The 24836-nt window shown below is 59.1% G+C and carries 18 protein-coding genes and 2 pseudogenes; 12 read left to right on the plus strand and 8 right to left on the minus strand.

The genetic code is table 11. The features are described from left to right. Nucleotides 1–199, plus strand: a 199-nt coding sequence (locus A3CW_RS48880; protein ID WP_035512607.1) for an ATP-binding protein, incomplete at its 5' end; no start/stop codon positions are given. A gap of 222 nt (nt 200–421) precedes the next feature. Here the strand turns inward: A3CW_RS48880 and A3CW_RS48885 are convergent. Continuing rightward, nucleotides 422–1867 (minus strand): annotated as a pseudogene (locus tag A3CW_RS48885) (IS1182 family transposase). A gap of 239 nt (nt 1868–2106) precedes the next feature. Here A3CW_RS48885 and A3CW_RS0137535 point away from each other — a divergent pair. Together A3CW_RS0137535 and A3CW_RS51540 are read left to right on the plus strand one after the other, a co-directional pair. Beyond that, the gene (locus A3CW_RS0137535) at nt 2107–2865 is read left to right on the plus strand and encodes an isocitrate lyase/PEP mutase family protein (protein ID WP_322787983.1); all 759 of its coding nucleotides are present in this window, start codon (nt 2107–2109) and stop codon (nt 2863–2865) included. 49 nt (nt 2866–2914) lie between these two features. Beyond that, nucleotides 2915–3181, plus strand: a complete 267-nt coding sequence (locus A3CW_RS51540; protein WP_081771995.1) for a DUF1272 domain-containing protein — start codon at nt 2915–2917, stop codon at nt 3179–3181. Between the two features lie 82 nt (nt 3182–3263). Here the strand turns inward: A3CW_RS51540 and A3CW_RS52740 are convergent, their stop codons facing one another. After that, the gene (locus A3CW_RS52740; RefSeq protein WP_154678157.1) at nt 3264–3434 is read right to left on the minus strand and encodes a hypothetical protein; all 171 of its coding nucleotides are present in this window, start codon (nt 3432–3434) and stop codon (nt 3264–3266) included. Between the two features lie 2011 nt (nt 3435–5445). Between A3CW_RS52740 and A3CW_RS52745 the strand changes: the two genes are divergently transcribed. From A3CW_RS52745 to A3CW_RS48890, 5 genes and pseudogenes are all read left to right on the plus strand, one after another. Beyond that, a complete protein-coding gene (locus A3CW_RS52745) occupies nt 5446–6102 on the plus strand; it encodes a hypothetical protein (protein ID WP_154678158.1) in 657 nt (218 codons plus the stop codon). A 38-nt stretch (nt 6103–6140) separates the two neighbouring features. Continuing rightward, entirely contained in the window at nt 6141–6284 is a 144-nt protein-coding gene (locus A3CW_RS52750) for a hypothetical protein (RefSeq protein WP_154678159.1), read from the plus strand. Further along, the gene (locus A3CW_RS0137550; RefSeq protein WP_028208128.1) at nt 6281–6478 is read left to right on the plus strand and encodes a hypothetical protein; all 198 of its coding nucleotides are present in this window, start codon (nt 6281–6283) and stop codon (nt 6476–6478) included. Before A3CW_RS52750 ends, A3CW_RS0137550 begins: the two co-directional genes overlap by 4 nt. A gap of 107 nt (nt 6479–6585) precedes the next feature. Beyond that, nucleotides 6586–6897, plus strand: coding sequence for a hypothetical protein (locus A3CW_RS0137560; protein WP_154678160.1), 312 nt, complete (start codon nt 6586–6588; stop codon nt 6895–6897). Nucleotides 6898–7266: 369 nt separating this feature from the next. Then, a pseudogene (locus A3CW_RS48890) lies at nt 7267–7968 on the plus strand (IS110 family RNA-guided transposase); the annotation flags it as partial. A 1183-nt stretch (nt 7969–9151) separates the two neighbouring features. On the opposite strand, the gene A3CW_RS0137570 reads toward A3CW_RS48890, so the two are convergent. From A3CW_RS0137570 to A3CW_RS0137580, 3 genes are all read right to left on the minus strand, one after another. After that, nucleotides 9152–9463 (minus strand): hypothetical protein, encoded by a 312-nt coding sequence (locus A3CW_RS0137570; protein WP_154678161.1) that lies wholly within the window; start codon nt 9461–9463, stop codon nt 9152–9154. A 1648-nt stretch (nt 9464–11111) separates the two neighbouring features. Next, the gene (locus A3CW_RS0137575; protein WP_028208131.1) at nt 11112–12080 is read right to left on the minus strand and encodes a ParB/RepB/Spo0J family partition protein; all 969 of its coding nucleotides are present in this window, start codon (nt 12078–12080) and stop codon (nt 11112–11114) included. After that, nucleotides 12077–13288: a ParA family protein gene (locus A3CW_RS0137580; RefSeq protein ID WP_028208132.1), complete on the minus strand. Its 1212-nt coding sequence runs from the start codon at nt 13286–13288 to the stop codon at nt 12077–12079. The genes A3CW_RS0137575 and A3CW_RS0137580 overlap by 4 nt, the downstream gene beginning before the upstream one ends. 915 nt (nt 13289–14203) lie before the next feature. Between A3CW_RS0137580 and A3CW_RS0137585 the strand changes: the two genes are divergently transcribed. Next, nucleotides 14204–15607: a replication initiation protein gene (locus tag A3CW_RS0137585; protein ID WP_028208133.1), complete on the plus strand. Its 1404-nt coding sequence runs from the start codon at nt 14204–14206 to the stop codon at nt 15605–15607. A gap of 1218 nt (nt 15608–16825) precedes the next feature. On the opposite strand, the gene A3CW_RS0137590 is transcribed toward A3CW_RS0137585, so the two are convergent. Beyond that, nucleotides 16826–18595 carry an ABC transporter ATP-binding protein/permease gene (locus A3CW_RS0137590; RefSeq protein ID WP_028208134.1) on the minus strand — a complete coding sequence of 590 codons (1770 nt, stop codon included), beginning with the start codon at nt 18593–18595 and terminating at the stop codon, nt 16826–16828. Nucleotides 18596–18916: 321 nt separating this feature from the next. Here A3CW_RS0137590 and A3CW_RS0137595 point away from each other — a divergent pair, with 321 nt between their 5' ends. The 3 genes from A3CW_RS0137595 (at nt 18917) to A3CW_RS0137605 (ending at nt 22430) form a co-directional block, all read left to right on the plus strand. Beyond that, nucleotides 18917–20500: a flavin monoamine oxidase family protein gene (locus A3CW_RS0137595; protein WP_154678162.1), complete on the plus strand. Its 1584-nt coding sequence runs from the start codon at nt 18917–18919 to the stop codon at nt 20498–20500. Next, a complete protein-coding gene (locus tag A3CW_RS0137600) occupies nt 20493–20912 on the plus strand; it encodes a c-type cytochrome (protein WP_028208136.1) in 420 nt (139 codons plus the stop codon). Before A3CW_RS0137595 ends, A3CW_RS0137600 begins: the two co-directional genes overlap by 8 nt. 249 nt (nt 20913–21161) lie before the next feature. Next, nucleotides 21162–22430: an acyl-CoA dehydrogenase family protein gene (locus A3CW_RS0137605; protein WP_051481977.1), complete on the plus strand. Its 1269-nt coding sequence runs from the start codon at nt 21162–21164 to the stop codon at nt 22428–22430. A 36-nt stretch (nt 22431–22466) separates the two neighbouring features. Here the strand turns inward: A3CW_RS0137605 and A3CW_RS0137610 are convergent, their stop codons facing one another. After that, a complete protein-coding gene (locus A3CW_RS0137610; protein WP_051481978.1) occupies nt 22467–23567 on the minus strand; it encodes a sigma-54 interaction domain-containing protein in 1101 nt (366 codons plus the stop codon). Beyond that, entirely contained in the window at nt 23564–24790 is a 1227-nt protein-coding gene (locus A3CW_RS0137615; RefSeq protein ID WP_028208139.1) for an acyl-CoA dehydrogenase family protein, read from the minus strand. Before A3CW_RS0137615 ends, A3CW_RS0137610 begins: the two co-directional genes overlap by 4 nt. Nucleotides 24791–24836: the final 46 nt, after the last annotated feature.

The raw sequence follows: 24836 nt of genomic DNA on the forward strand, positions 1-24836 counted from the left end.
GTTCTCTGGCTGGAATGACGTGTTCCCCGACCCCGGCATGACGGTTGCCGCCATCGACCGGCTCGTGCATCACTCGACGATCTTCGAGCTGAATGTTGAGAGCTATCGCCGCCGTAAGGCCAGCGACAAACAGAGCGCGCGCCGACGACAATTACCCAACGACAACTACGAAGAAGGAGCGACAACCATGGCCTCTTAACCAGCGACAACTACACCCGTCGACCGGCCAAGATGGTTGTCGCTGACCGGCCGTGCTGCTTGACGCCGTCTAGCCCCGGTCACGCGACCGTCTCTTACGGGTCCAGAGCGTGTGGAAACGCTGTTTTCCACCGCGCGAGAAATGGACGGCCAGGCCGGTTAAGTTTTTCACGGTGAGTTTGAGCCGATCGAACGTCCGGGCACAACAACGCCCCTCGGGGCTCTAGCCCCCTGCCAAACTCATGGCCTTCAGAGTCCTTGCCACGCCAAGTATGCTGATGACACGCTTCAGGTTGTACGCTAATACCTACAGACTCATCTCGGTGCTCACTCGCCCGAGCGTTCGGGTCAGGAAGTGTGCAGGGCCCATCCAGTGCTTGAGTGTACCGAAGACGTGCTCGACGGTACTTCGTCGGATGGTCATTGCATCGGGCTTCCGATCGAGACGTCGCTCCATGGCTTCCAGTATCTTTTCGTGCTCCCATCTTCGGATGCGGCGATAGTCGCTGGGAGAGCATCGCGCCTTCATAGGGCAACCCGGGCACGCACTCGGCCAGTAGACCCGCAGATTCATTTCATGCTCAACGGTCGTGAATCGATAAATGGCTCTCTCGCCGGCAGGACATCGATACACGTCGCTTCTTGCCTCGTATACAAAGTCGGCTTTGGTAAACAGACCTTTCTTCCGTGACGCAGAGGTGAGCGGCTTAGGTACGTACGCGCGGATTCCGTTCAGAGCGCATGTTCATATCTCCGGCCCGCTGAAGTAACCCCGATCCGCTACAACTTTCAGATTTGATCCGCCCATCGCTTTTTTTGCAGCCAGCGCCATTCTGCTGAGTTGTCCGTGATCATTTCCCATGTTGGTCACCTCGTGCTCGACGACAAGGTGATGTTTCGTATCTACGGCCGCCTGCACGTTATAACCCACTATGCCGGAGCCTCTTCCGCTTGTCGCCATGGAGCGCGCGTCGGGATCCGTCATCGATAGTTGCTTGTCTGGTTGTTTTTCCAGCTGCTTCCTGATCTGTGCGAGTTCACGCATCTGCAGGCGCAGGAGGGCGATCTTCTCGTACAGCCGGTCAGTCTTCGCGGCGAAACCTGTTGGACTGGTGCGGTCTGCGGTTTCAATCGGGTCGAGATATCGTTGCACACTCTCCTCGATCTGCTGCTGGCGCTTGTCGATCTTGCCTGCTGTGTAGCTCAGGTCCCGGCTGTTTGACGCCTTGAACTTGCTACCGTCGATGGCCGCCATGTCACTGGACAGCAGTTTCAGACCGCGATACAGCTCGACGAAGCGCCGGCATGTGTTCCGAATGGCCATGCCGCTGTCGCGGCGAAAGTCTGCGATTGTCTTGAAGTCCGGAGCCAGACGTCCCGTTAGCCACATCAATTCGACGTTGCGCTGGCATTCACGCTCCAGACGGCGGCTGGAGGGTATGCGGTTCACGTACCCGTAGATATAAATCTTAAGCATCACCCGGGGGTGATAGGACGATCGGCCGGTAGTCGCTGGCGTGATACGGTCGAAACCGAGTTCCGCAAGGTCGAGTTCGTCGACGAAAGCATCTATGACCCTGACCGGGTTGTCTGCTTCGATGCAGTCGTCGACGCATTCGGAAAGTAGTGCGACCTGTTTGCGGTCATCGCCTTCAACGAATCGCTTCATCAGTCACCCGGTCTCAGTGCGTTGATTCAGTTTAGGTGATCAACACGTTTTCACACAGGCTGGGTCGACTTCGGCCGACTGCGTCGGGCAGCGGTCGGCAATGATGAGTCATACAGACACCATCGCTCGGACGTTCAGGTGTTGGCCCCGCTTTAAAAGCGGCCTAATCCAGGATTCGAGGCCATTGGGATCGGCTGGGTTCTTCGTGCCGTGCCCCGACGATTCTCCTAGGCGGTCGATTGCCCAATACGTGGGACGCCGGAAGCGCACGGCTCGTGGAAGCGCTTGGCGCGAAGGCTGTAGCCACGACGAGCGCAGGTTTTGCATGGGCGCTGGGTTATCCGGACGGGCGGCGACTCCCTGTTGACGACGTCATCGCCGCTGCAAAGCGAATCGTCCGGGTGCTGAACGTCCCGCTTTCCGTTGACGGCGAGAACGGCTATTCAGACAATCCCGCGACGGTTGCAGGAACCGTGATGCAGCTTGTCGAACTTGGCGTCGCCGGCATCAACATCGAAGACGGGTCGGACGAGCCATCGCTTCTGGCCTCGAAAATCGAAGCCATCCGCAACGCGGTTTCAAAAGCCGGCGCTGATCTCTTCGTCAATGCGCGCAGCGACGTCTTTCTGGCCGGCCTCGTCGAAAAGCCGAAGCAACCCGACGAATCGATCGCGCGAGGCAATCTGTATGGATCGGCCGAGGCCGACGGCCTGTTCCTTCCGGCGCTCGCCAACCCGTCCGATATCGAGGCGATCGTCAAGGCAATCCGGTTGCCGCTGAATGTCATGGCCATCTCGTCCCTACCCGACGCTTCTGCGCTCGAACGGCTCGGCGTGAAACGATTGAGCGCCGGCAGTGGAATCTCGCAGACCGTCATGGGAAAAGCGAAAGCACTGGCAAGAGACTTCCTGCTGGATGGAAAGTCTGAAACACTCTACGACGACGCGCTGCCGTATTCGGAGATGCAGAGTCTTTTTGTCGATCTTCGGGCGCGTTGAAGCGTGAGACGGACCTCAGTGAAACGTATCCTGCGGGGAAAGTGGAGAGATGCTACAAATGCGCCCCGGCTGCGAGTGCTGCGATAAGGACTTGCCGCCAGATTCGCAGGATGCACGCATATGTACGTTCGAGTGCACGTTTTGCAGCGATTGCTCGGAAAACGTGGTGAACAGGATATGTCCGAACTGTGGTGGCGAACTGATCGCCCGACCGCGACGCCCAGCCGCGAAACTGCCGAGATTCCCTGCGTCCATAGAGCGCGTGTTCAGCCCAGAGTGCAAGCGCCACGCCGCAGAGGGGACTCGATATTCGTGATCTGAAGCCGACGTCAGTTGTGGCTGGAGTCGTTGGTAGAAGCACTGTCACTGGCCATGACTTGGCCTTTTTGGGGTGCGGATTACTCGTGCAGCATGCCGCACTTGCGGCTCAATGCACCGCCTTCGTAATCGCGGTCGATCACCAGCTTTAACTTGATGCCCGGCACACAGCCGTTGCCATCGCCGTGTCGCAGTTGTCCGCCGCGTTGATATTCGTGGGGTACTCGTTCCAAACCAGGCACGAAGAACAAGCGTGTGAAGCGTAACGCCGATGGCTCGCAAAACCTCTATGCGGGCTCGAATCCGACCGGCACGGACAAGGACTCACTGGCTGCTAGCACCAGCGGGAGCCTTTTCGCTGCGCATCCGCGCCGAATTGGGTAAAGAGCCCATTCTCGACTCAACGTGGAAGGCGCCGCACATTCGAAAAAGCAACCGAGTCAGGATGAAATATCCGGAGATAGCGATAGGGCAGCACCTTACAGGCAGTGACACAATTGGTGGGGTCTACACCAGCCGGCTTTGCGCCAATGGCCGGTGCGGCGGCATTTTCGCACGACAGCAGTGAAATTTACGGTGCCACGCATTCACTCTCCTTGACAGTTGCATTCGCAACTTCCAGTTTTTTGGATGATCAGCGACGCGTACAACGGGTTAGCGATTCATCCGCGTGGGGCGAATGACGTGCGCCTTCTGCCGTCTCTGCTCCTGTCTCGCATCAGGATCAGCTTTAGCCCGCTACTCGGCTGGGCTCGGGCAACAGTGTGCCCGTACAACAGGGTGGACTAGCCGTGAGTTCGGCAGTGTCTTTAAAAAGTGCGTCTTCCAGGGGCTAGCTCATTGTCCAATGTCAGCCACTTGGCCCGGGCCTTACGGTTACCGGGTTACCTAGCCGCAGCTAGGCGCGGAGTCCTTTTGTATCGGAGGAGACCAACCGAAGCGCGTCCCACTGCCGTGATGGCCTGGGTAAAGGTAGCGCTCGTACCTGGGTTAATGTGCCCTTCTTCCGGGAGGGGGAGCAGGGGGAGCCGTCCGCTTATCTATCGCACGAGCGAATGAGTCAGCGGCCCGTCGCGGCGACGATGAGGCCTCTTTGTGCGGGGGGGGGTGAACGCTGAAATGGGACATACTGCTAAGGGTATGGGATGTATCCCGTTTCCCCTTGGGAGCCGCTCGCGGTAAGGTTTTCGCCTTACCTCAGTATCCCAAAGTAGTCCCGTTCAGCTTGATTCTAAAAAAACGCCGTGAGGCGTTTGGGTCCTTCAATTTCACAGAGGTCGGACGTGTCGCGAACCTCTTTAGGGGAGTGCCCGCTCGCGAGAGTTTGGGCTGCCGCAGTGGCGGCTTGGGTGTTCCTTGCGGCCGGAGGAAATGTCAAGTCCGACTCGCTCGGCTGAAGTTAATCATATCGGGGGCAGGTCCGCAAGTACTGCATTGATAAAAAAGAGATCTTTGTTTCGCAGGGCGGGGACGTTTCAACGGACCGGCAGCGGCGCGCGCTCGCGCATACGACGGAAATGGACGTCGCTGGTCTGCAAGTGTGCCGGCCAAACAAATGATGAACCAAATGCCGTTCCTTTTGCGCCAGTGTCCCTTTGCGGTGATGCGAGACTAGCACCGTCGTTCTGAACGCACGTGCAGGTATGTGCGCGTACGTTCTGAAGGTACGCGTAGGTACATGTGACGTTGCCTGAGTGCACGTGCTGGGACCGGCGACGGCAAGAATAGTGCTACACGCTGGTACCTCCGACTCGTGATCTGCAGGTATATGAAGCGCTCGGTGACGGTAAAGGTGACGGCATTTGCATGCATACGCAGGCAATGCAGACGGCAGTGGCGACGTTACGTGAAGGCATCCAAAGATGCGGGAAACGATCGGGAGTGGTCTCTGGCGCTGTAGGCGGGCGCCAGATGGCCTGTATCCAGTCAATAGGACTGAAACAGCCGGAAGAGCAACTCGCCGGCCTGAAGAGCGTGCCGGGGCGTCAAATCGGAAAGTCTCGCTACCACGGCGAACGAGTCACAAGACGTGGTGTGTCTGGGGGGCTCGTACCTGCGTATCTCAAAGCCAGAACGAGGAGGCATGCACATGGATGCCGCGGAATGAGTGAAGGTACCCGATGGTAGAGGTGAATGTACGTGCAGGTGCCTTTGCCGGGGTTTGTAAGTATCTGAGTAGGGACATGCAGGTATGTGATGGTATGAGTGAAGGCAGTAGATGGTCACGTATTTTGGTGATCTCTCGGCCCGTACGCTAATTCAATGCAACTCGGTGGCAACGAAATGAATAAGGCAGAAGTGCGTTTGATTGACCCAGAGGAGTTCCTTCGTAGGCGCCGGCATAAAGGCAAGCTCGCTCAACACGAGAAGCTAATTATCGAACTTCTGGCCAAGGGTTTCAGCTCCTACATGGTGTGGCGCTACCTCGCTGAAAATGGCGTGATCGAGGTCGGAGAGTCCACCGTGCTTCGCTTCACGAGAAGGCTTAAAGACTCCAGATCGGAAGGCTCATCGGGAACGGCTGCAACTCAACAGCACGCGGCGGAGCTAGGCGTTCCCGATCAGGCGACATCTCGGTTGCGTGTGTCGTCCCCTCCGGCGCCAGGGAGCGCTGGTGTAGATGCGGCAGAGGGCCGGTCATCACCTACCGACGTTCTCACTGCCGAGGCCGTCGATCATGAGGGCGGCACGCCGGAAGCGCCGCTGGATTCGAATAACGACGATCGGCAGCCAGCATTCACGCCAAGAGCCGATCAAGCAGAACCCACACTACGACCACTTGATTCGATTGCGACACCACCTCGCCCTGGAATCGAGAGATACGACTCACTATCCCCAACGAATCGGCAGCTTGAGCGGGAGTTTCGCTTTCCGAACAGCAACGCCGCGAGTAAGCCGACCACCAACGTAGACTCGTAAGGAACCAAGCGCTCACCGACAAGACGAACTATGACGCCTTGACCCATAAGGCGGAACTGGCCGGTGATCTGATCGGCGCAGCGGACTACGCCAACAAGTCGATCGCCCAGGATTTGGCATTCAGCGCACAGGAGTATTTCGACAGCGCGTTCAAGGAACTTGCGATCCAGCCGACGCGATGAACCACGACTTCCCAAAGGGAGAGCTGTTTCCCGAAGATGACTTAGCCCCGGTAACAGCAGAGTCGGTTCGCTATGTCTACCAGATCAGGCACCTCAACCGAGTGGTGCTTGGGATTCGCGAGCTTGAACTCTCCCTGGGGGAACAAATGCGCACCGCGACCATCCTCATGGCCTCCATTGAAGGAGGGCTTTGAGGAGACGCGCCTGGCGCGAATCGCGTTCGAGGCTCAGTATGCGAGCCACAACGAACTCATCGCGCTAGTCAAAGCGCTTGGGGAGCGGATGCCCGACAAGAAGGTTATTGTTCAGGCAGCTCGCGGGTGACATCTGGGAAGGCATCCGCGGCGAAATGGACGAGGTCGGTAGTCGTGCCGGAGAGAAGATTCGAGCCGAAGCGCGTGCGGCAGCCACAGAAATGCTGGAGTCAGTTCGCAGGGGGTACTTCGGTCCAGAACGCCCCGGCGAGGACGCGACCTTCCTCGCCAGGGCGCGCTTTCGTTGGCAGTACGGAGTGTTGAAGGTCAGACAATTTTGCTCGGACTGGCTGCCTGTTTGCATCACGATCTTGACCGCGCTCTTCATCTTCCAGTTTGGTAAGACGTTTTTCCACTGACTTATATAGGGCCGAATGATCGGCCCTCCTCCCTCCCTGCGGTACTTTTCCTGTCTCTTTTTCACACCATCCGAGACGCAATTGCTCGGTCAATTCTCGGGTACGCGTTTCTCGAGTCGTTGTCGCACGGTGCGACAGCCTGTCCTTGTCCTGTCCTTGAATTTAAAGGCTTTAGACCTACGTAAAAGCCGCCAATTTGCCATTTTGGAGCGCGCACACGTAGGGCTAGGACGAAAATTTCGCGTAGTTCGTAGTTCGTAATAGATGGAATGGTCGCCTCCCGCCTTCACGGGCCATCCGACGCCGCAAGCTCTCGTCCTGAGCATGCGACATTGCTGGTTCGGCAGTCCCGCCGTCAAGGAGAACCAGATGGAACCCACGACCATTGCCATTGACCTGGCCAAGCGCGTTTTCCAGATTCATTACGTCGAGCCCGAGACCGGCGCAATCCACAGCAAGGTGCTCAAACGCGCCCAGCTCGTGCCGTTCTTCGCCAACCGGCCTGCGAGTCGGGTCGTGATGGAGGCCTGCGGCAGTGCTCATCACTGGGCGCGAGTCCTAACGCGGCTTGGCCACGACGTGCGGCTCATCGCGGCTCAGTTCGTTCGGCCATTCGTGAAGTCGAACAAGAATGACGCTGCCGACGCTGCGGCGATCTGGGAAGCTGCCCAGCGTCCAGGCATGCGGTTCGTGGCCGTCAAGACCGAAGACCAGCAAGCAATGCTGGCGATGCACCGCATACGCCAGCAACTGGTGCGGATTCGCGTCATGCAGGTCAACCAGCTTCGCGGACTGCTCTACGAATTCGGCGTTGTATTGCCGCAAGGCCGCCGAGCGTCAATAGAAGCCGCCAAAGGCGCACTGGCGTCACTGTCCGACCAGTTGCCCGCCATGCTGGCAGACAGCCTGCAGGATCAGCTCTCTCGACTTCGCGCACTCGACGAGCAGATTGCCCGAATCGAACAGCGCATTCTCCACTGGCGCCGCAATGACGATGCATGTAGACGCATCTCCGAAATTCCCGGCGTCGGTGTGCTCACCGCGACTGCTGCCGTATCGGTCATCGGACGCCTGAACGGCGCCGCCAATCTGCCCAAACGGAGCGCCGACGTCTAGGGCTAGGGTGAAAATTTCGCTTGCCATTTCCCATTAACAGCGGGGCCACCAGCGAACGATGCTTCATTTGCTCTGCTGTCTGTCACCACGTACCCGTATTTCAAGCGCTCGCCCAATTCAACCCATCTTGTCTTGACGGGCAGCGCGTCACCGACACAACTGAATGCAGCGCGAAACTCGCGTGTTTTCAAACCAGCCCCCCCCCTTCAATAGACGAACATGAAGACATCACAGCGGCCGATATGGGCCGCAGGAAATTGAACGAAGTTCAACGAGGGAAATGCATCAGATGTCGAATACCCGACCCGCCTCACCGCGAAAGAGAAAAGCTCAAAAGAAGTTTGCCTTGCTCGTCGCGCTGGTTGTAGACCTGCGCCGAAGGGGGCAAACTGAAGTCCGAATTTGGCAAGCTTTGGAACTGCATTACGACGTGTCAGTCACGCTTCCGACCGTCTTCCTGATCTGCCGGCGAATCAGGAGCGGTGAGCTAGTCGCGCATCGTTCTTAGGGTGCGATACGATCGCCTCCTTTGGACTCGGGACCATATGGGAGCAGCCGAGCGATCGTCTGAGATCATTAGAGTGAGCCTGAGCCGCGGCCGGCTGCGTTCCCGACGCTTCGGCCGGGGAGCCATCGATATGCATGTCATGAATGAGCTCGCGCGCCGCTAGGACGGCTTGATCGCTACACGTCTTGCTGCCCTCGCCCCGCAGTTGCGCGACAGGCAGCGCGATGGCGAACTCCGACTCCCGCGGCACAGCAAGGACAGCCCAATCGCAACCATCCGCAGTTGCAGTTTCTTTCTCTATCGGGCACGTGGTCGAGCATCGTCGAAACGCGTTCACTGCACGCCCAGTCGATACATTAGTGGGCGCCCCCTCTTGCGCACTACGCGCTAGCGAATCTGGACGAGATGTCCGGGCGCGGGCCTCCCGCAACCGTCCTGTGCTGCGTCAGATCGCTCAGCAATAGCCGAGTAATTACATTACAAAATACGTGCTATTCACTACGCGCATGATTCCTGGGAAGAGTATGTTGTGTGCCGGGCCACAAGCTGATTTCTCTGCCACCGATTGACCTGCTCGCGGCGTGAAACATTCATCGTAGATTTGCCCGGATGGCCCGCTAGTACGCGAACTCAGAGCATCGCGAATTTGGCCCCGAATGTTTCACGACGTGGCGAGACGAAATTGTTGCTGCGCCAAGCCATGGAGACGAGCAATTGCTTACGGAGGGGCGATCCGGCTTCGCCCTTGGCTAATTTGTTTGACCCACTCATATCTGTTAGTTGCATTATTTTCATAATCGCACCGATGTCGCCGTAGACTCTGTTAATCGTAACTTCGACGCCCAGATGGGTGCTTCCCCGCTCGGGGAACACTCGCATCGGAGAAAGGAGGAGATCGATACCAGGCGATAGAGACTGGCACTCTCGTTGCACGTTCGGCAAGCCAGTTGTCCCACGCAGACAAGATCAACTTGTGCCCCTCCCTTGCCTGCGATTCTACGCCGTACCAATGGACATTCAGAATGGCTCCGAGAACGGACACCCAACTAGCGCCCTATGTCCGTCGATCGGAGCAATCAGTCTCGCGGGGATACGTACGACATAACCGCTTGCTAACGCGCGGACATTGCGCGCCGTACTAGTGCTTCGGATGCCAACTGCAACATGCTTACGATAAGACGCGCACAAGGTTACGCGGACACAGCGAAAGTTTAGTTCCGCGACAGACGTGTTCTATGAACTCGACGCCGCCTTTTGCCGCGACACTCACGAGAACTTGATCAATCGCGGCATGCGATTCAGAGACAACCCAAGGCGGGCGGCCACGCGTCAAAGAGCGTCCAAAGCCTTGCGTCGAGCCTGCGAGTTACAAGAGAGCTCCGCGCAAGAGCGCTACAGACCCGTAGCTTACTAACGACTACGAGTGCAGCAGCGTATTTAGCAATTGGACAGAGAACCCAGATGCTTGACGAACTGCAGCAACGAAGATCAGGCGATCAAAAAACTAGGGGGGCCCAAACTTGTAAGACACGGCTGCAGTTTAGGATCGTCTACATGAGTCGGACATGAGATTGCCGCGACTGGTTTCAAGAAAACGTTCCAACTTCCATTACAGAGAAGGTGTGCTCGCGCATCGGATGCCAAACACGCGGCCCAAAAAAGGGAGACTAGATGGCTGCCCATGGATCGAGAGACGTCGACACTCACAGTTATCTTTTCGCGCAGTTGTGCCATTTCGCCAGTTCCGCGATGATGCGGCGAGCGTGTACAAATTGAGTTGCGCGTCAGATGAATGGGGCGTCAGCGCCTACGGCTAGCGTTGTTCCCTCATTGCCAAGACGACCTCTTCGCACAGCTACAGATAGGGCGCCGTCCTAGCTGGTTAAGCAAGACGCCAACTTGCTCTCTTGCTTGCCACGTTCCACGAAGGCCGCCAACGATATAGGCTCCGCTGGCTAACCGAGCATTCACTAACTTCGAAAAAGTCTGACGGACGAACTGATGCGCACAGGGGCCGCGTTGTACGCGGCAGTTCAACTGTGACACGTCGAATCCGTACTATGGACTTTGCGCGGACCTGCTTAGCTCGCTGACAAATGAACGCGAAAATTACCGGGGCATCTCGCCTAGCAGGCCATCTCCGATGCTCAACGCTCGGGCCCGCGATATCGATCACCGGACTCAAGGCCCGTCGCGCGTCTATGCAGATCAGGTCTTCAGAATCCATACTATGGACCGGTACGTGACTCATTCACTTTCGCGCCATCGCGGCGCGTTTGTCAGGCGTGGCCAGTTTCTTTTCCAGTTGCATGCCGAGTCGCGTAGAGGGGCGGTATGCCCAAGTTCAGCCTGAATCACCGGCAAAGCGCAAGCCAAGCACAATACGTAAAGGGGCATCGATATGGCAATCCCGTTGCCACAGGGTCCATAGTATGGACTCGTTGCGTCACCTCGTTGTTCGTGTCCCGGCGAAAACGACACGCAGCGCAACTTCGATCGGTACCATCGCACAAGTCCATAGTATGGACCGCCGAAACACAGGCGCAAAAAAACCCGCTCAAGGCGGGTTTCGAAGAAAAACTGACTTCGCTCATTTCGGATGAGGATTGAACGTCTCACTAATTAGTGCCCGTATTTGCGCCTCAAGGGCCTCCGTCATCACCCCTGGCTTGAACTTAATACTAAAACCGTTCATGTCCTTTGTAATCGATCCTGCGTGCTCCTTACCGGCGAAAAACTTGTCAATACTTCTCTCGTTCGCGCTCGCGGAAGTGGCACCACGCGTCGCGAGCAGCTTGATTGCCCCCGCCGCTTTCCCTTGCTCAAGTTCTCCCGAAACCACGTCGGGCCAAATCTCACGCGCGGCCGAAAGACCAGCCTCCCCGAACTTCCGGATAGCCGATACGATTGCTTCGGCGGCGTTTGCTCCCAAGAGGCGCGGCTGAATATCCAGGTCCTTAAGGATGAACGCCGGGAGCTTGTCGAAGCTCAGAAACTGAAAGAGCCCACTTCGCGAGAGCCCAAGTGCCTCAGCCAATCGCTTTCGGTCCGGAAACTCCTTTTCCGTACGCCGGATCGAGAGGCTAATCTCATAGTCCGACAGATCGTCACGGCTGACATTTTCGACCATCGCCAAGACTGCCATGTCTGAATCGGAGCAATCCGCCACCACGGCCTTGATCGAATCCAGGCCCAGAACCTTGTGTGCGCGCCAGCGCCGCTCGCCCGCAACGATCTGATAGCCCGACTCCACACGTCGCACGACGATCGGTTGCACCTGCCCGACCTCACGAATCGACTCCGCCAACTCGCTCAACTTTGTTTCGTTGAATATCCGGCGCGGTTGCCACGGATTAGGAGCAATCGCTGCAACCGACAACTGCGACGCAACACCGGCCGCCTCGAGTTCCTGCACGCGTAGTTGTGCGACCGCAAGCGCACCAGCAAGCCCAGGTGCAGTCTGCGTGCGCTCCGTACGCTTCACCTCGTCCTCATTGATCGAGGACGTCTTTCGAATTCCGGCGGTCTTCGCCAGCAGTTGTTCACGCATATTGCTCATTGCGCGGTCCTCCATTTTTCTTCATAAATTTCGTCCATCCAGCGGCAGTAGTCGATGAGTGGCTGTCGAACGCGCTGCAGCGCCTTAGCCGCACTATGCGAGCTGCTGATATCGAACACTGTGGAAAAGGCGAGTGCGCCGGTACTCATGACCGAACTCGCAGGCACCTCGATGGCATGAAGCCAGTTCTCGTATGCGCTCTCCGCCCACGCACGAACTATCGGCGCCGACGAAGTACGTCCGTAGTCCACCCTCGATAGCAGCAACGAGATGAAGTCATACTGCTTGCCTTGCTCGTACTTGATAAAGCTCTTCGATACGTCCGAGAACAAACGCCAAAACGACAATGAGCTGATGAAATCCAGGTTCTCCGGAACCATCGGCATCACCAGCGCGTCCGCCGCCAGGAGCGCGTTCAGATTCATATAGGACAGCGACGGTGACGTATCCATAAGGATGTAGTCATATTGCTTGCGAAGTGGCTCGAGACCTTCTCGCAGTACCGTCCAGAACTTGAATCCCGGCTTGATCTTCTGCATTGCGGGCAAATGAAATTCCGCCCCAATGAGTTCTGTATGGGCCGGGATGACGTCGAGGCCGTCCCAGTAAGTTGACTGAACGCGTGCTCCGAGCCCCCCTTCAATTTGCTGGTCGTAAATATAGGGGAGGACCGTGTCCTCCGGCGTGACATCCTTCTCTGCATACAAGCCACAGAGTTCAGACAACGAGGCTTGCGGATCGAGGTCGACGACGAGGACCTTGCGTCCCCGTAGCGTAAGGCCTTGGGCAAGGCACATTGTCGTCGTGGTCTTTGCGGACCCGCCTTTGAGCTGGGCTGTTATGATTATTTTCCCATCAGGCTCTCTCGTCCCCGTCACGAGGGGAGTCTGGTAAATGTCTGAGACTTTCTGCACCCAGACGCGGGCCTCCTCTAGCGTGAAGGTCCGTGTGCGGCCAGTACCTGCTGCGGTGCCTGGCGGCAATTCACCATCCGCTTTCGTGGCCAGATATTGAACCTGCGAATGCGTGATGTTGCACATCGCGGCAATCTCGCCGGTCTTGAATACGGGCGCAGCCTTTCGGGGTCTTGGTGCGAGGATGGTTTCGCGCAATTCGTCCGTAAAAATCGACACCTTCTCAGCGAACGCGCTAATCTGCTCCAGAGGCACAGTCCGGTCAACAGCTGGAAGTTGGCTTGTTTTCACCATTCTGAGGTTTTCGTGAGGTCATAGACAAACCTCATAATACAGAAGCTACTTGAAATTTTCAGCCTAAATCACTGTAAACATAGAAATAAATTGCATTTCCCAGGGTTCTGGCACGCGCAAATCTCGAGTTGCATGGACGAGCCCCGACAAATCGAGCACAAATAGGCTCACCTTCCCCTGCGTGACGCGCCCAAAACAAACCACAAAATGGCGAACAACTCGGTATCCGTACGCCAAAAGCACAATCAACCTCACCTTCACCCCCCTCGGGCGGCCCGAAGCATCCGCATTTGAATCCTCGGGACGTCACAATTAGCGGTGTGCACAATGGACCTCACCTTGAATCGGCAAGTCTCCCTCACGCCAGAACTGCAAAAGTACGGAAACAGCCTTGGAGATTCGATTACCAGCCGCTCGATCTGCTGCACTGCGCAAGCTATCGCTCTTTTGGGGTACGTGTTTGTATGTTGTTTTTGTAAACAAAAACCGAACACACAAACTAACAGGAGACTCATGTATCCATAATAATCAGCTAGTTAGGCCCATAAAGGTGAGGCTGATTGTGCTGAAGGTGAGGTCAGATGTGCATGAAAGTGAGGCTTTTGACCCGAAAAGGTGAGATTGCACCCGCACAATGGTGAGGTTCGATGAGCAAGGATCGCACTTATCCACAATGGTGAGGTCCTTTGTGCAATCTGAACGAAACAGCTCGGGGGGCCGCGGTGTACGGCCCGCATCGACAATCGCGGGATCGGTATGGTGAGGTTCGTTGTGCGCACGGTGAGGTTCCTTGTGCTCAATTCGCTAGAAGCCCGCAGGCGTGCTTGACAGCCCTCCGTGATGGTGAGGTTCGTTGTGTTGACACCTCACCCATGAGTGATAAAGTCGCGTGAATCCAATCGGGCAACTCACGCAATGGCATCGGACAATCCGGAAGAGGGCAGAACGAAAACGACACCTCGGCAAATGGCCTTGGCGTTGTTCGAGGACATGTTCGATCTCGGTTTGCCAGTGAACGAGTCGAGCCGCGAGATCGGATATCAACGCAACAACTTCTTCACCGAAATCGTGAACATGGGGTTGCCGGCGCGGCGCTTCTTGGACGCGGCGTACTTCATCGTCGCCCAGGAGTCTCAGACGCAGGACCAGTATGACGTCGAACTGAACTACTTCAAGTGGCTGATGCGCTATGACAGCCGCAATCTCAAGCACCTCCGGACTATCGCCGACGAAGCCCAGAATGCCAAGATTCGCTTGACGAATACGCCCTCAGACCGCGACCCGCATGAAGATGACTTGTGGGTCCAGGTCCAACTCATCGGGCTAGTGGCCTTTCATCGTGGGCGCATTCGGTTCGACGTTCACCCGACCTTAGTGCCACATATTCGCGACCCACGAAAATCACATTGGCTGAGCTTACGGATATCGACTGCCTTCACGAGAAGTCTGGCCAGAGCGATCTACGACAAGGTACTGCCAAGCGTTCCGGCCGGGCGCACCGAATGGATTCCGCTTGAGGTGATGCGGACATGGCCTGGGAAAATCGGCGCGAACGCGGCGATTTTCAAATACTTCAAGCGTGACTGGCTCGAACCTGCGGTCAAGGAGATCAACGAAGTGTCCGACATCGAGCTCTCGTATGAAACGAGGACCGAGTCCACCTCTTCGAAGAAAATCGATCGTCTGCGCTTCGTGCTCAAGCGAAAAGACACGGCCGACGCAGTGATGGCGAGCCTTGCTGACGCGAGCCATGTCTACAAGGTGCTCAAGGACGAGTTCAACCTGTCATCGCGGCACTTCAGCGAGATCTCAGAGAACCGCGATACGTGGACGGATGAACGCATCCAGCAAGCAATCGAGTACACGCGTTTCCGGCTTCACCGCGGACAGGTCAAGAAGAGTCCGTCTGGTTATCTGATGAAGGCACTACGCGACAACTGGAAGATGTCGGAGGCCGAGCGAACGATGGTCGAAGTACAGGCGAAACTGTTGAGCAACGAAGCCCAGCAGAGCACTGAAGCGGCGGAGCTTCATGCCTCGGTTGCGCACAGCATTGCCTCAAGAGAGGAGGAATCGCGCGCACGCATGAACGAGGAGGCGAGAATCGGTCGCGAACACTATATGGCCGCCGACGAGAGGAGCAAACGGGACTTCATACGTGGCTGGGTGAACTCCCGGGAGGGCAAGCTGATGCTCCGCCGCATGAAGCTTGAGCCCGGTGATGTCACCGAAGGAGACATCCTCGGAAGTGGGGAACTTGGCTGGTACCTCGGACAATTTGTTTTTGGACGAATCAGCGTGTCGCGAGCCAGTAAATAGGAGACGTGAGGGCACCGAAAGGTCTGTCGCACGTTTGTTCGGCGTTCAGTAGCACAAACGTCCAACTGCTTGCTCCGAAGTAAGTGACGTCCAATTCGTAACAAACCTGACGAGCAACGCGCGCGTGTTCAACGATTGTGCCTACGACATGGCGGCGCCTGCCATTCCGCTGCGCTTCGCCAAGACTCGCTGTCTATTGTGCCTTCGTTAATGGCAAATGTGCCGTCGCCAGGGGAAAGCGACGGGCGAAAACCTCCCAGCCCCGTCGGACGAAAAGCCTTACGCGGCGGGGACTTTGGCGAATTATGCGATCGCCAATGGCGCACTTTTTCCCGCAATTGTGCCTTCGTTAATGGCGAATGTACCGTCGCAGGGAGAAAGCGGCAGGCGAAAACCTCAAGTTCGTCGGACGCGAAGCCTTTCGCACGAGAGCGCTCAAAATCAAGCGAGGTTCGCGGTGAGCGCCGTACCCGCTTCCGGCAACGGGGTCGGCGTCGTGCGAAATAGCTATCCCGGTCGGCCCGGTCGACTAGCGCGCTGACTTGGTCTAGGTCGACTATTGGGTTTGGTGTCGACGGTGAGTGGATGTGTGACTGCGTAGCCATCGCATAGACCAAAAAAATCTCTGAGAAATCGATCCCTGGAGCTTTTTGCGCGCTCCTGCTCCGGACCGCGCGGTCGCAGCGTGCGCCATCGACGTCCAGGCGCGCGCTGGCGCTCGTCACCGGACGCGCTTTCAACATTACCGGCCAACTGTCAAACGGCCATCCGTCGCCACCCGCAGCAGCTGTCCGTCCCCTGAAACGCGACTAACGGTCATGCCGAATTTCACCCTCCAACACGGGCCAGGCGCAAAACCCCGTCTTCAGGCAGGTGGGTATTCGCACCCTTAACTCACGGCTGGCGCAGCCGTCATCGTATTGCGGCGTCTTGACGCCCCGCAGTGAAGCGAGCGTCGTGGGTGTCTGGTATTTACGCCTGTCCCCGGCGCCGGCTCCAGTCCGAAAATGCCGTATGGGCCTTGCCATCGGCGGATACTGCATCGGGGATGAACTGTTCGCAAGGAGGCTCGCCGACGAACGATGCCAGATCTTTCCGATCTGGTGGAGGGCCGTCACGCACGGAAGATATACATCGTAGTCCAGAATAATATAGGCGTGTGCTCGACCACGAGCGGTCCACCAACAGTGTTTGTGGCACCCCTCTGCGGTCAAACGGTCAGGTCAACGGCGGCCGTGTGTATGCCACTGCGTGCTCGCGCGCACGCGCGATCTCCAGAATCTCCTGGTGAAATCTCCCGAGCGACTGGCGATGCGTGACACTGACAATCGTCCGGTTCGGCAGTCGTTCGGTGAGCAGGTAATACAAATGCGCTTCGTTCTCACTGTCGAGCGCACTCGTCGCTTCATCGAGGAACACGTAGTCAGGCTTCTGAATCAGCACGCGTGCGGCCGCTAGCCACTGCTGTTCGCCAGGAGAAAGGATGCGCCACCAGGAGTTGGACTCATGCAGCCGCTCGACATAGCCCTCAAGCCGACACAGACGCAGCGCCTCGCGGCATGCTTCGTCGCTGAAGCTGGCGCTTGCTGCGGGGTAGGTAAGCACAGTCTTCAAGGTGCCAGCCGGCAGGTAGCTCTGCTGAGGGACGAACATCATGCGCGCGTTCACAGGTGCGTCGATCGAGCCGTTTCCGAATGGCCAGAGACCGGCTAGCGCGCGCAGAAAGGTGCTTTTGCCCGAGCCGGACGGCCCATGCACGAGCCAGCGCGAACCGGGCTTGACAGCGATGTCACGCACACTCGCGAGCGTCTCGCCGTTGGGCAGGGCAAGCGTGAGCTTGTGCGTGGTGAGCTTGCTCTCGTCAACGTAGTGCAGGTTGATGCCACTATGCTCGGTTGCGGGCGACACGGATTCTTTCAGATGAGGTAGCTGCATGACGCGCCTGAACTCGCACAGACGGTTGACCGTTGCGCGCCATTGGGCGAGCGTGTCGTAGTTGTTGATGAACCACGAAAGCGATTCGCTAACCGTACCGAATGCGTCGGAGATTTGCATCAGTGTGCCGAAACTGAACATACCTGCGAAATAACGGGGCGATGCCACGACGATCGGAAAGATGTCGGCGATCTGACCGTAGAAGTTGAACACGAAGCTGTAGCGCCGCGTGTACTTCATCACGCGCCACCAGTTGTCACGGATCCGGCCGAACAGGTCCTGGGCGGCCAACTCCTCGGCCTTCATCCCGTCGTAGAAAGCAATCTGCTCGGCGTTTTCGCGTACACGGATCAGGCCGAAGCGGAAATCCGCCTCGACGCGCTGCATCTGGTAGTTGATTGACACAAGCGGATGCGCGACCTTGTTTGTCAGAAGTGAGCCGGCAATCGCATAGACGATGGCTGCCCAGAGCATGTAGCCAGGAATCCGAACGGGCGTGCCCCCCATCATGACTGCCAGCGCGCCCCCCGTACTCCACAGGACGGTCGAGAACCAGACGAGTGTCTCGAGCGTCGAGAGCAGATCGAGTGTGAGCGTAAGCGTGGTGGTGGCGAATGACTCGAGGTCGACCGCGATCCGTTGATCAGGATTGTCGGTGAGGCGGTCGCGCTCGATGCGGTAGAAGGTTTTGCCGCCCAGCCATTCCTGCAGATAGCGCGTGGTCAGCCACTGGCGCCACCGGAAGCCAAGCATCTGGCGCAGATAGCGGTTGTAGACGGAAATCGCGACAAACGCGAAAGTGAGCGCGCTGAAAACCAGCATCAACTGCGGGAATTCGTGCACATTTCTGTCTTCCAGAGCGTTGTAGAAGTCGCGATTCCACGTGTTCAGTCGGGCGTTGATGCCGACCAGAAGCAGGTCCATGGCGATGATCGTGATCAGCAAGCCCCACGCGGCTCTGCGCTCCTCCGAAACCCAGTACGGTCTGATCAGGCTCCAGGCTGAAATACTGTCTGGTTGCCGGGTTGCAGGACCAGAAGATGGATTGTTCATGAGCGCCCCTTGACGCACAGTGAATGCGGACCGGGTGCACGGGGTAGTTCCCGGGTTCTGGCGTGCACGGCGCTCCGGCGGCAGCGTTTGCGAGTGTGCTTTCGAACCAGGTCAGGTGGATCCGGCGGACATGAAATGATTGTAGGGCGCGACCAGTCAGGCCGCCCGCTCACCGTGCCGACGAGAAACGGTTCATAGTTTCAAGTCGTCTCAAGCCCGATTTCAGCGGAAGCAGGCGCGTGCCAATGCCGTCCGGGATGTCATCTGTTTTCGTCCGCCATCGTTTCTCTCCAGTCTGGGCACCATGTCCTTATGTCGAGAATGACCACACATGCGATGAGCCGCCGGCACCTGCTGACACTGATCGGCAGGAACCTCGGCGCGGCCGCCATGATGCAGGGCATGGGTACGCTCGGGTTCGCCACTGCTTCGACTTATGCAGGGCCGGTCAGACTTGACGGTGCACCCAAAGGCACCCGAATTCTCGTGCTGGGCGCGGGCATGGCTGGCCTCGTCGCGGCCTTCGAATTGCGCAACGCGGGCTACCAGGTGCAGGTGCTCGAGTACAACAACCGCGCGGGTGGGCGGGCCTGGACTGTGAGGGGCGGTGATCGCTATACAGAACTCGGCGGTGCCACCCAGGACTGTACGTTCGCTGACGGCCTTTATCTGAACCCGGGGCCATGGCGCATTCCGTATCACCACCAGGGCGTACTCGACTATGCAAGACGCCTGAAGGTCCCGCTCGAGCCGTTCATCCAGGTGAATTACAACGCGTACCTGCATTCGACGGAGGCTTTTGGTGGCAAGCCGCAACGATTCCGGGCAGTGCAGACCGACTATCAAGGCTATATCGCTGAATTACTTTCCAAGGCAGTTCGCAAAGACGCACTCGACGACGCGCTGTCAGCCGAAGATGCGCATCTGCTACTCGAATCCCTGCGCCAATGGGGGGCGCTCGATCGGGATGGTCGCTATCAGGTGGGCCGGCGAAGCAGTGAACGCCGTGGTTTCGCGACCGCGCCCGGCGGTGGGCTGGCACCCCGTGCCATGCCGTCGGATCTGCTCCCGCGCGATGCATTGCTGGCATCGCGTTTGTGGCAATGGCTCTCGACCGGAAACGAGCAGGACTTCCAGAGCGCCATTTTCCAGCCCGTCGGCGGCATGGACAGGATTGCCCATGCGCTACATGAGCAGGTGGCGAGCGCCGTCGTGCTCAACGCCAGAGTCACGGCCATCCTGCAGGATGAGCAAGGTGTCACAGTACGCTATACCGATACCACTACCCGGACCGAACGGACCGCTCACGCCGATTGGGTGGTATGCACCATCCCGCTCTCGATTCTGAGTCAGATTGACATTGCGGTCGGCCCGGCAATGCGCGCCGCAATCGATGCGGTGCCCTATGAGACATCGGTGAAAATCGGCTTGCAGTTCGGACGGCGATTCTGGGAAGAAGACGAACAGATCTACGGTGGCATCACGTATACCGACCTGCCGATCTCGACGATCGGCTATCCGGCGACGGGTTACGGGTCAAGCGGCCCTGCGGTGCTGCTCGGCGCCTACATGTGGGGGCCCGCAAGCTACGAGATGGGTGCGCTGCCCCCGGCAGAACGGATCGCGGTGGCATTGGATCAGGGCAGCCAGATTCATCCGCAGTACGCACGCGAATACCAGAGCGGCTTCGCGATGAGCTGGAGCCGGTCACCGTTCACGAATGGCTGCTTCGCCGCATGGACGGAGGCGTTGAGAAAGGCGCATTACGCGAATCTCTGCCAGATTGACGGACGGGTCGTCCTGGCCGGAGAGCACGCTTCGCATATCCCGGCGTGGCAGGAAGGTGCCGTGCTGTCGTCACTGGATGCGATCACCCGGTTGCATCGGAGAATCGTGAATGGATAGGCCGACGCTGATTCTCAGCGTGATGCTGAGCGCTTTGCTGATCGGCGGTGCGAAAGTGTCGGCTCAGGTCATGGCACAGGACGAGCCACGCACTTTCACGATCTCGCCGGGTTATCACTTCACCGAAACAGGCGGCGAAGCGCTTTACAACGCCAGCTGCGCGGGATGCCATATGCCGGACGGGAAAGGGGCACAGGGCGCGGGTCACTATCCGGCGCTCGCTGACAACCCGTCACTCGGCGCAGCAGCCTACGTCATCGTCAGCGTACTCAACGGCAGAAAGGCGATGCCGTCGTTTGGCGACGTGATGAGTGACGATCAGGTTGCCGCTGTCGTCAACTACACGAGAACCCATTTCGGTAATCGATTTGCCGACAGTGTCACGCCGAGCCAGGTTCGAGGTTTGCGCTGAACTTACGTGGCGTGATTGTCGAAGCGAGGCCTCATAGACGCTCGCAGAATCAATGCGCTCTACGTCTTGAATCGCTGAAAATCCAGCAGGGAATCAGCAGCATGCTGTTGCTCAGCCAGCAACCTGCGCACGGTTCTCCCGTTGCGCGCACACCTGCTCCCCGACTAGCGATTGGCATGGCTTCTGCTTAATCGGTAAAGAACGAGGCCCGATCACGGGCCACTCATCAAGCCGATACCCGGAGCCCCTATGACCGCATTGAATCTCGCCAGCACGGTGGCAGTTGCTCCCGTTCTTTCTCCCGGTACGGATTACGAGCGTCTCGCTTCACGTTTTCGACCCATCTTCGCCCGCATCGCAGAGGGCGTGCTCGAGCGTGAGCGAGATCGCAGCCTGCCTTATGAGCAGATCGAATGGCTCAAGGCTGCAGGCTTCGGCGCGGTTCGCGTGCCGCTTGAGCATGGTGGGGCGGGGGCTTCGCTGCCGCAACTGATTCAGCTATTGATCGAACTGGCCGAGGCGGACTCGAATCTGCCGCAGGCACTGCGCGGCCACTTCGCATTCGTCGAGGACCGGCTCAACGCCGAGCCCGGCCCGGCGCGCGACGTCTGGTTCAGGCGATTTGTCGACGGCGAACTGGTGGGAAACGCCTGGACCGAAGTCGGCAGCGTGGCGATCGGCGACGTGATCACGCGCGTGTCACGTGATGGCGCGCGCTGGGTCGTCAACGGAGAGAAGTACTACAGCACGGGCAGCATCTTCGCCGACTGGATTGACGTGTTTGCGCGCCGCGACGACACGGGAGAAGACGTGATCGCGGCCGTGCGGGCAAGGCAGCCCGGCGTGACGCATCACGACGACTGGGACGGCTTTGGCCAGCGCACGACGGGCAGCGGCACCACCACGTTTGTCGCCGCCGAGGTGGACGAGATCGACATCATTGACTTTTCGACGCGCTTCAAATACCAGACCGCGTTCTACCAGCTGGTGCTCCTGGCCGTGCTCGCGGGCACGGGCCGCGCCGCGCGGCGCGACATCGCTCAGGAGGTGCGTTCGCGCCGGCGCATCTTTAGTCATGGCAATGCGCCTTCGTTCGCGCAGGATCCGCAGGTGCAGCAGGTCGTGGGCCAGGTCTCGTCGCTCGTGTTCGCGGCCGAGGCCACAGCCGTGCGGGCGGCGCAGGCTTCGCAACGCGCGTACGAGGCGCGCTTCGGCGGCGACGCGCAGGCCGAGCACGAGGCGAATGTCGATGCCGAACTCGATTCCGCGCGCGGCCAGAGCGCGATTGCCGATCTCGTGCTGCGCGCGACCACGCTGCTGTTCAATGCGCTCGGCGCATCGGGCACGAGCGAGCAGAAGCGACTTGATCGCCACTGGCGCAACGCGCGCACGGCGGCCTCGCACAACCCGATCGTCTTCAAGGAGCGTATCGTGGGCGACCGTGAAATCAACGGGACCGAGCCGCCGTATGTCTGGGCGATCGGCGCCGGTCCCGCGCCGGAGCAGAAGGCGGCTTGAGTGCGCAAGTGCGGTGCCGTCAAGCGCACGGCACCGCTATTTGAGGGCCGCGATTTCCTTCGTGCGGATCAGCCGTGCACGCAGTACGTTGCGGCTGATGCCGAGGAGTCTCGCCGCCTGAATCTGGTTGCGGTGGCTGTACTCGAACGCCGTGCGCATCACCATGTCTTCGATCTGCTCGAAGAGATTCTCGTGCTCACCGTTGAACAGTTCGAGCAGCGCGGATTCGAGCGCGTGGTGAGGGCCGCTCGGCGCGGGTGTGCAAGCCACGGCCGTGATGCCGGACGAGAAAAGATGCAGGTCGCTATCCTGCAGGGTGTCGTGGCGGCTCACGAGCAGGGCGTGATGGATCACATTCTCCAGCTCGCGAATGTTGCCCGGCCAGCTGTACGCGAGCAGCTTCTGCTCGGCGCGCGGCGAGATCGTGCCTGGCCCGTAACCGAGCCGGCCTCGGTAGTCCTCGATGAAGTAGCGGGCGAGCGGAAGGATGTCGCCGGTGCGCTCGCGCAGCGTCGGAATGGCGAGCTGCACGACGTTGAGCCGGTAGAACAGGTCGCTGCGGAAATGCCCGGCCGCCACCGCGTGCTGCAGGTGGACGTTCGTCGCCGCCACCACGCGCACGTCGATCGGAATACCGTGCCGGGAACCAAGCCGCACGACCTCGCGCTCCTGCAGCACGCGCAGCAGCTTGACCTGCATCGACAGCGGCAGGTCGCCGATCTCGTCGAGGAAGAGCGTGCCGCCGTTGGCCGCCTCGAACCAGCCCGGCTTGGCGTTGAACGCGCCGGTGAAGGCGCCTTTCTCGTGCCCGAACAGCTCGCTTTCGACCAGCGTTTCAGAAAACGCGCCGCAGTTGACCGCGACAAACGGCTTGTCGCGCCGCCCGCTCAGGCTGTGGACGTGGCGCGCGATCAGTTCCTTGCCCGTGCCGGTCTCGCCGATGATCAGGATATTTGCGTCGCTGGGCGCGACCAGCTGGATCCGCTCAAGCAGTTCGATCGAGCGGGGATCGACGAAGACCTGCGCGCGTGCGCGGATCGAGGTGGTCAGCGAATGCCTGTGCGGCAACGTCAGGACGGCGACATCGCCTTTGGCCTCGGCATCGTCAGACCGTGCGTAGGGGAGCGGGTGGTTCATGAGTAGAAGCTCGGCGTGGGATAGGTTCGGTTGAGCGCCCATTCGCCGATCTCGCGGATCTTGTAGGCGAGCGGATCGTGCAGCGTATGGGTGCGCAGGTTGCGCCAGTGGCGATCGAGCCGGAGTTCTCCGTGGGTCGCGCGGGCGCCGGCGACATCGAACATGCGCGTACAGATGTCGAGACCTGTTTGCGCGGCGGCGACCTTCGCGCTGGCGATCGCCAGCGCCACCTCGCCGCGTTCGGTCGCCGTGAGACGGGTGTCGCGCGACCATGCACGGTCGAACCCGGCGGCGGCCTTGTCCGCGAGCGCGCGAGCGGCTTCCAGCCCGAGCCAGAACTCGCCATACTGGCTCAGGATGTACGGGTCCTCGCCGGTGCTCGCGACTTTCGAGGCGGGCCAGGGCCGCGCCTCGTTCAGCGTGTAGTGACGGGCATCCTCGAATGCGGCCTCGCCAATGCCGAGATAGATGTTCGTCAGGATCAGTTGCGCAATGAGTGGCCTCAGGCACGCAAACGGCGACGAAAGCGGTCCTGGGTCCGAAAGGATCTCGTGATGCTCGACACGGACCCGTTCGAACGTCACCGAACCGCTGTCGGTCTGACGTTGGCCGAAATTGTTCCAGTCATCGGCGATCGCGATGCCGCTTCGCTGGGTTGGCACCGCGGCCACGAGAAACGCGCGCGTGTCGGCGTGGCGAGCGGAGACGATGAGCATTTCCGAGTCGAGCGCGCCCGAGCAGAAGCTCTTCTGCCCGCTGAATTCGAGCCACGCGCCGCGCGGATGCGCAAGTGTGCGTTCGTCGAGCGGATTGAGCGCATTGCCCCAGAACCACCGGTGCCGCGAGGTCTGTTCGAACAGCGCCTGCCATTGCTCCCACGAGCCGAACAGGCGGGCCGTGGCCAGCATCAGGTGATGGAATCCGAACACGTGTGCGAGTGAACTGTCGGCGCACGCAAGCACGCGCACGACGTTGAGCGTCGTGCGCCAGTCCGCGCCGAGGCCGCCGTGTACCGCAGGGATACTCAGTGCGAGCAGGCCGCTCCCGCGTAGCGCATCACGTTCCGCCTTCGGTGTGCCGCCGCGCGCGTCGCGCTCCGCTGCGGTCCGCGCAAAGCGTTCAGCAAGACGCCGGGCGACGCTCAATGGCGATTCGTCCTGCGGGATGGGCCGGATGTCCTCCGGCGCGTCGGCCAGCGGCAACGATAGGGAAATGGATGCCATTGCAGTGTGATCGGGTGAAGCAGCACTGCACGCGCGTGCGTGCTGC

The organism is Paraburkholderia nodosa DSM 21604, assembly GCF_000519185.1.
Classification (GTDB): domain Bacteria; phylum Pseudomonadota; class Gammaproteobacteria; order Burkholderiales; family Burkholderiaceae; genus Paraburkholderia; species Paraburkholderia nodosa.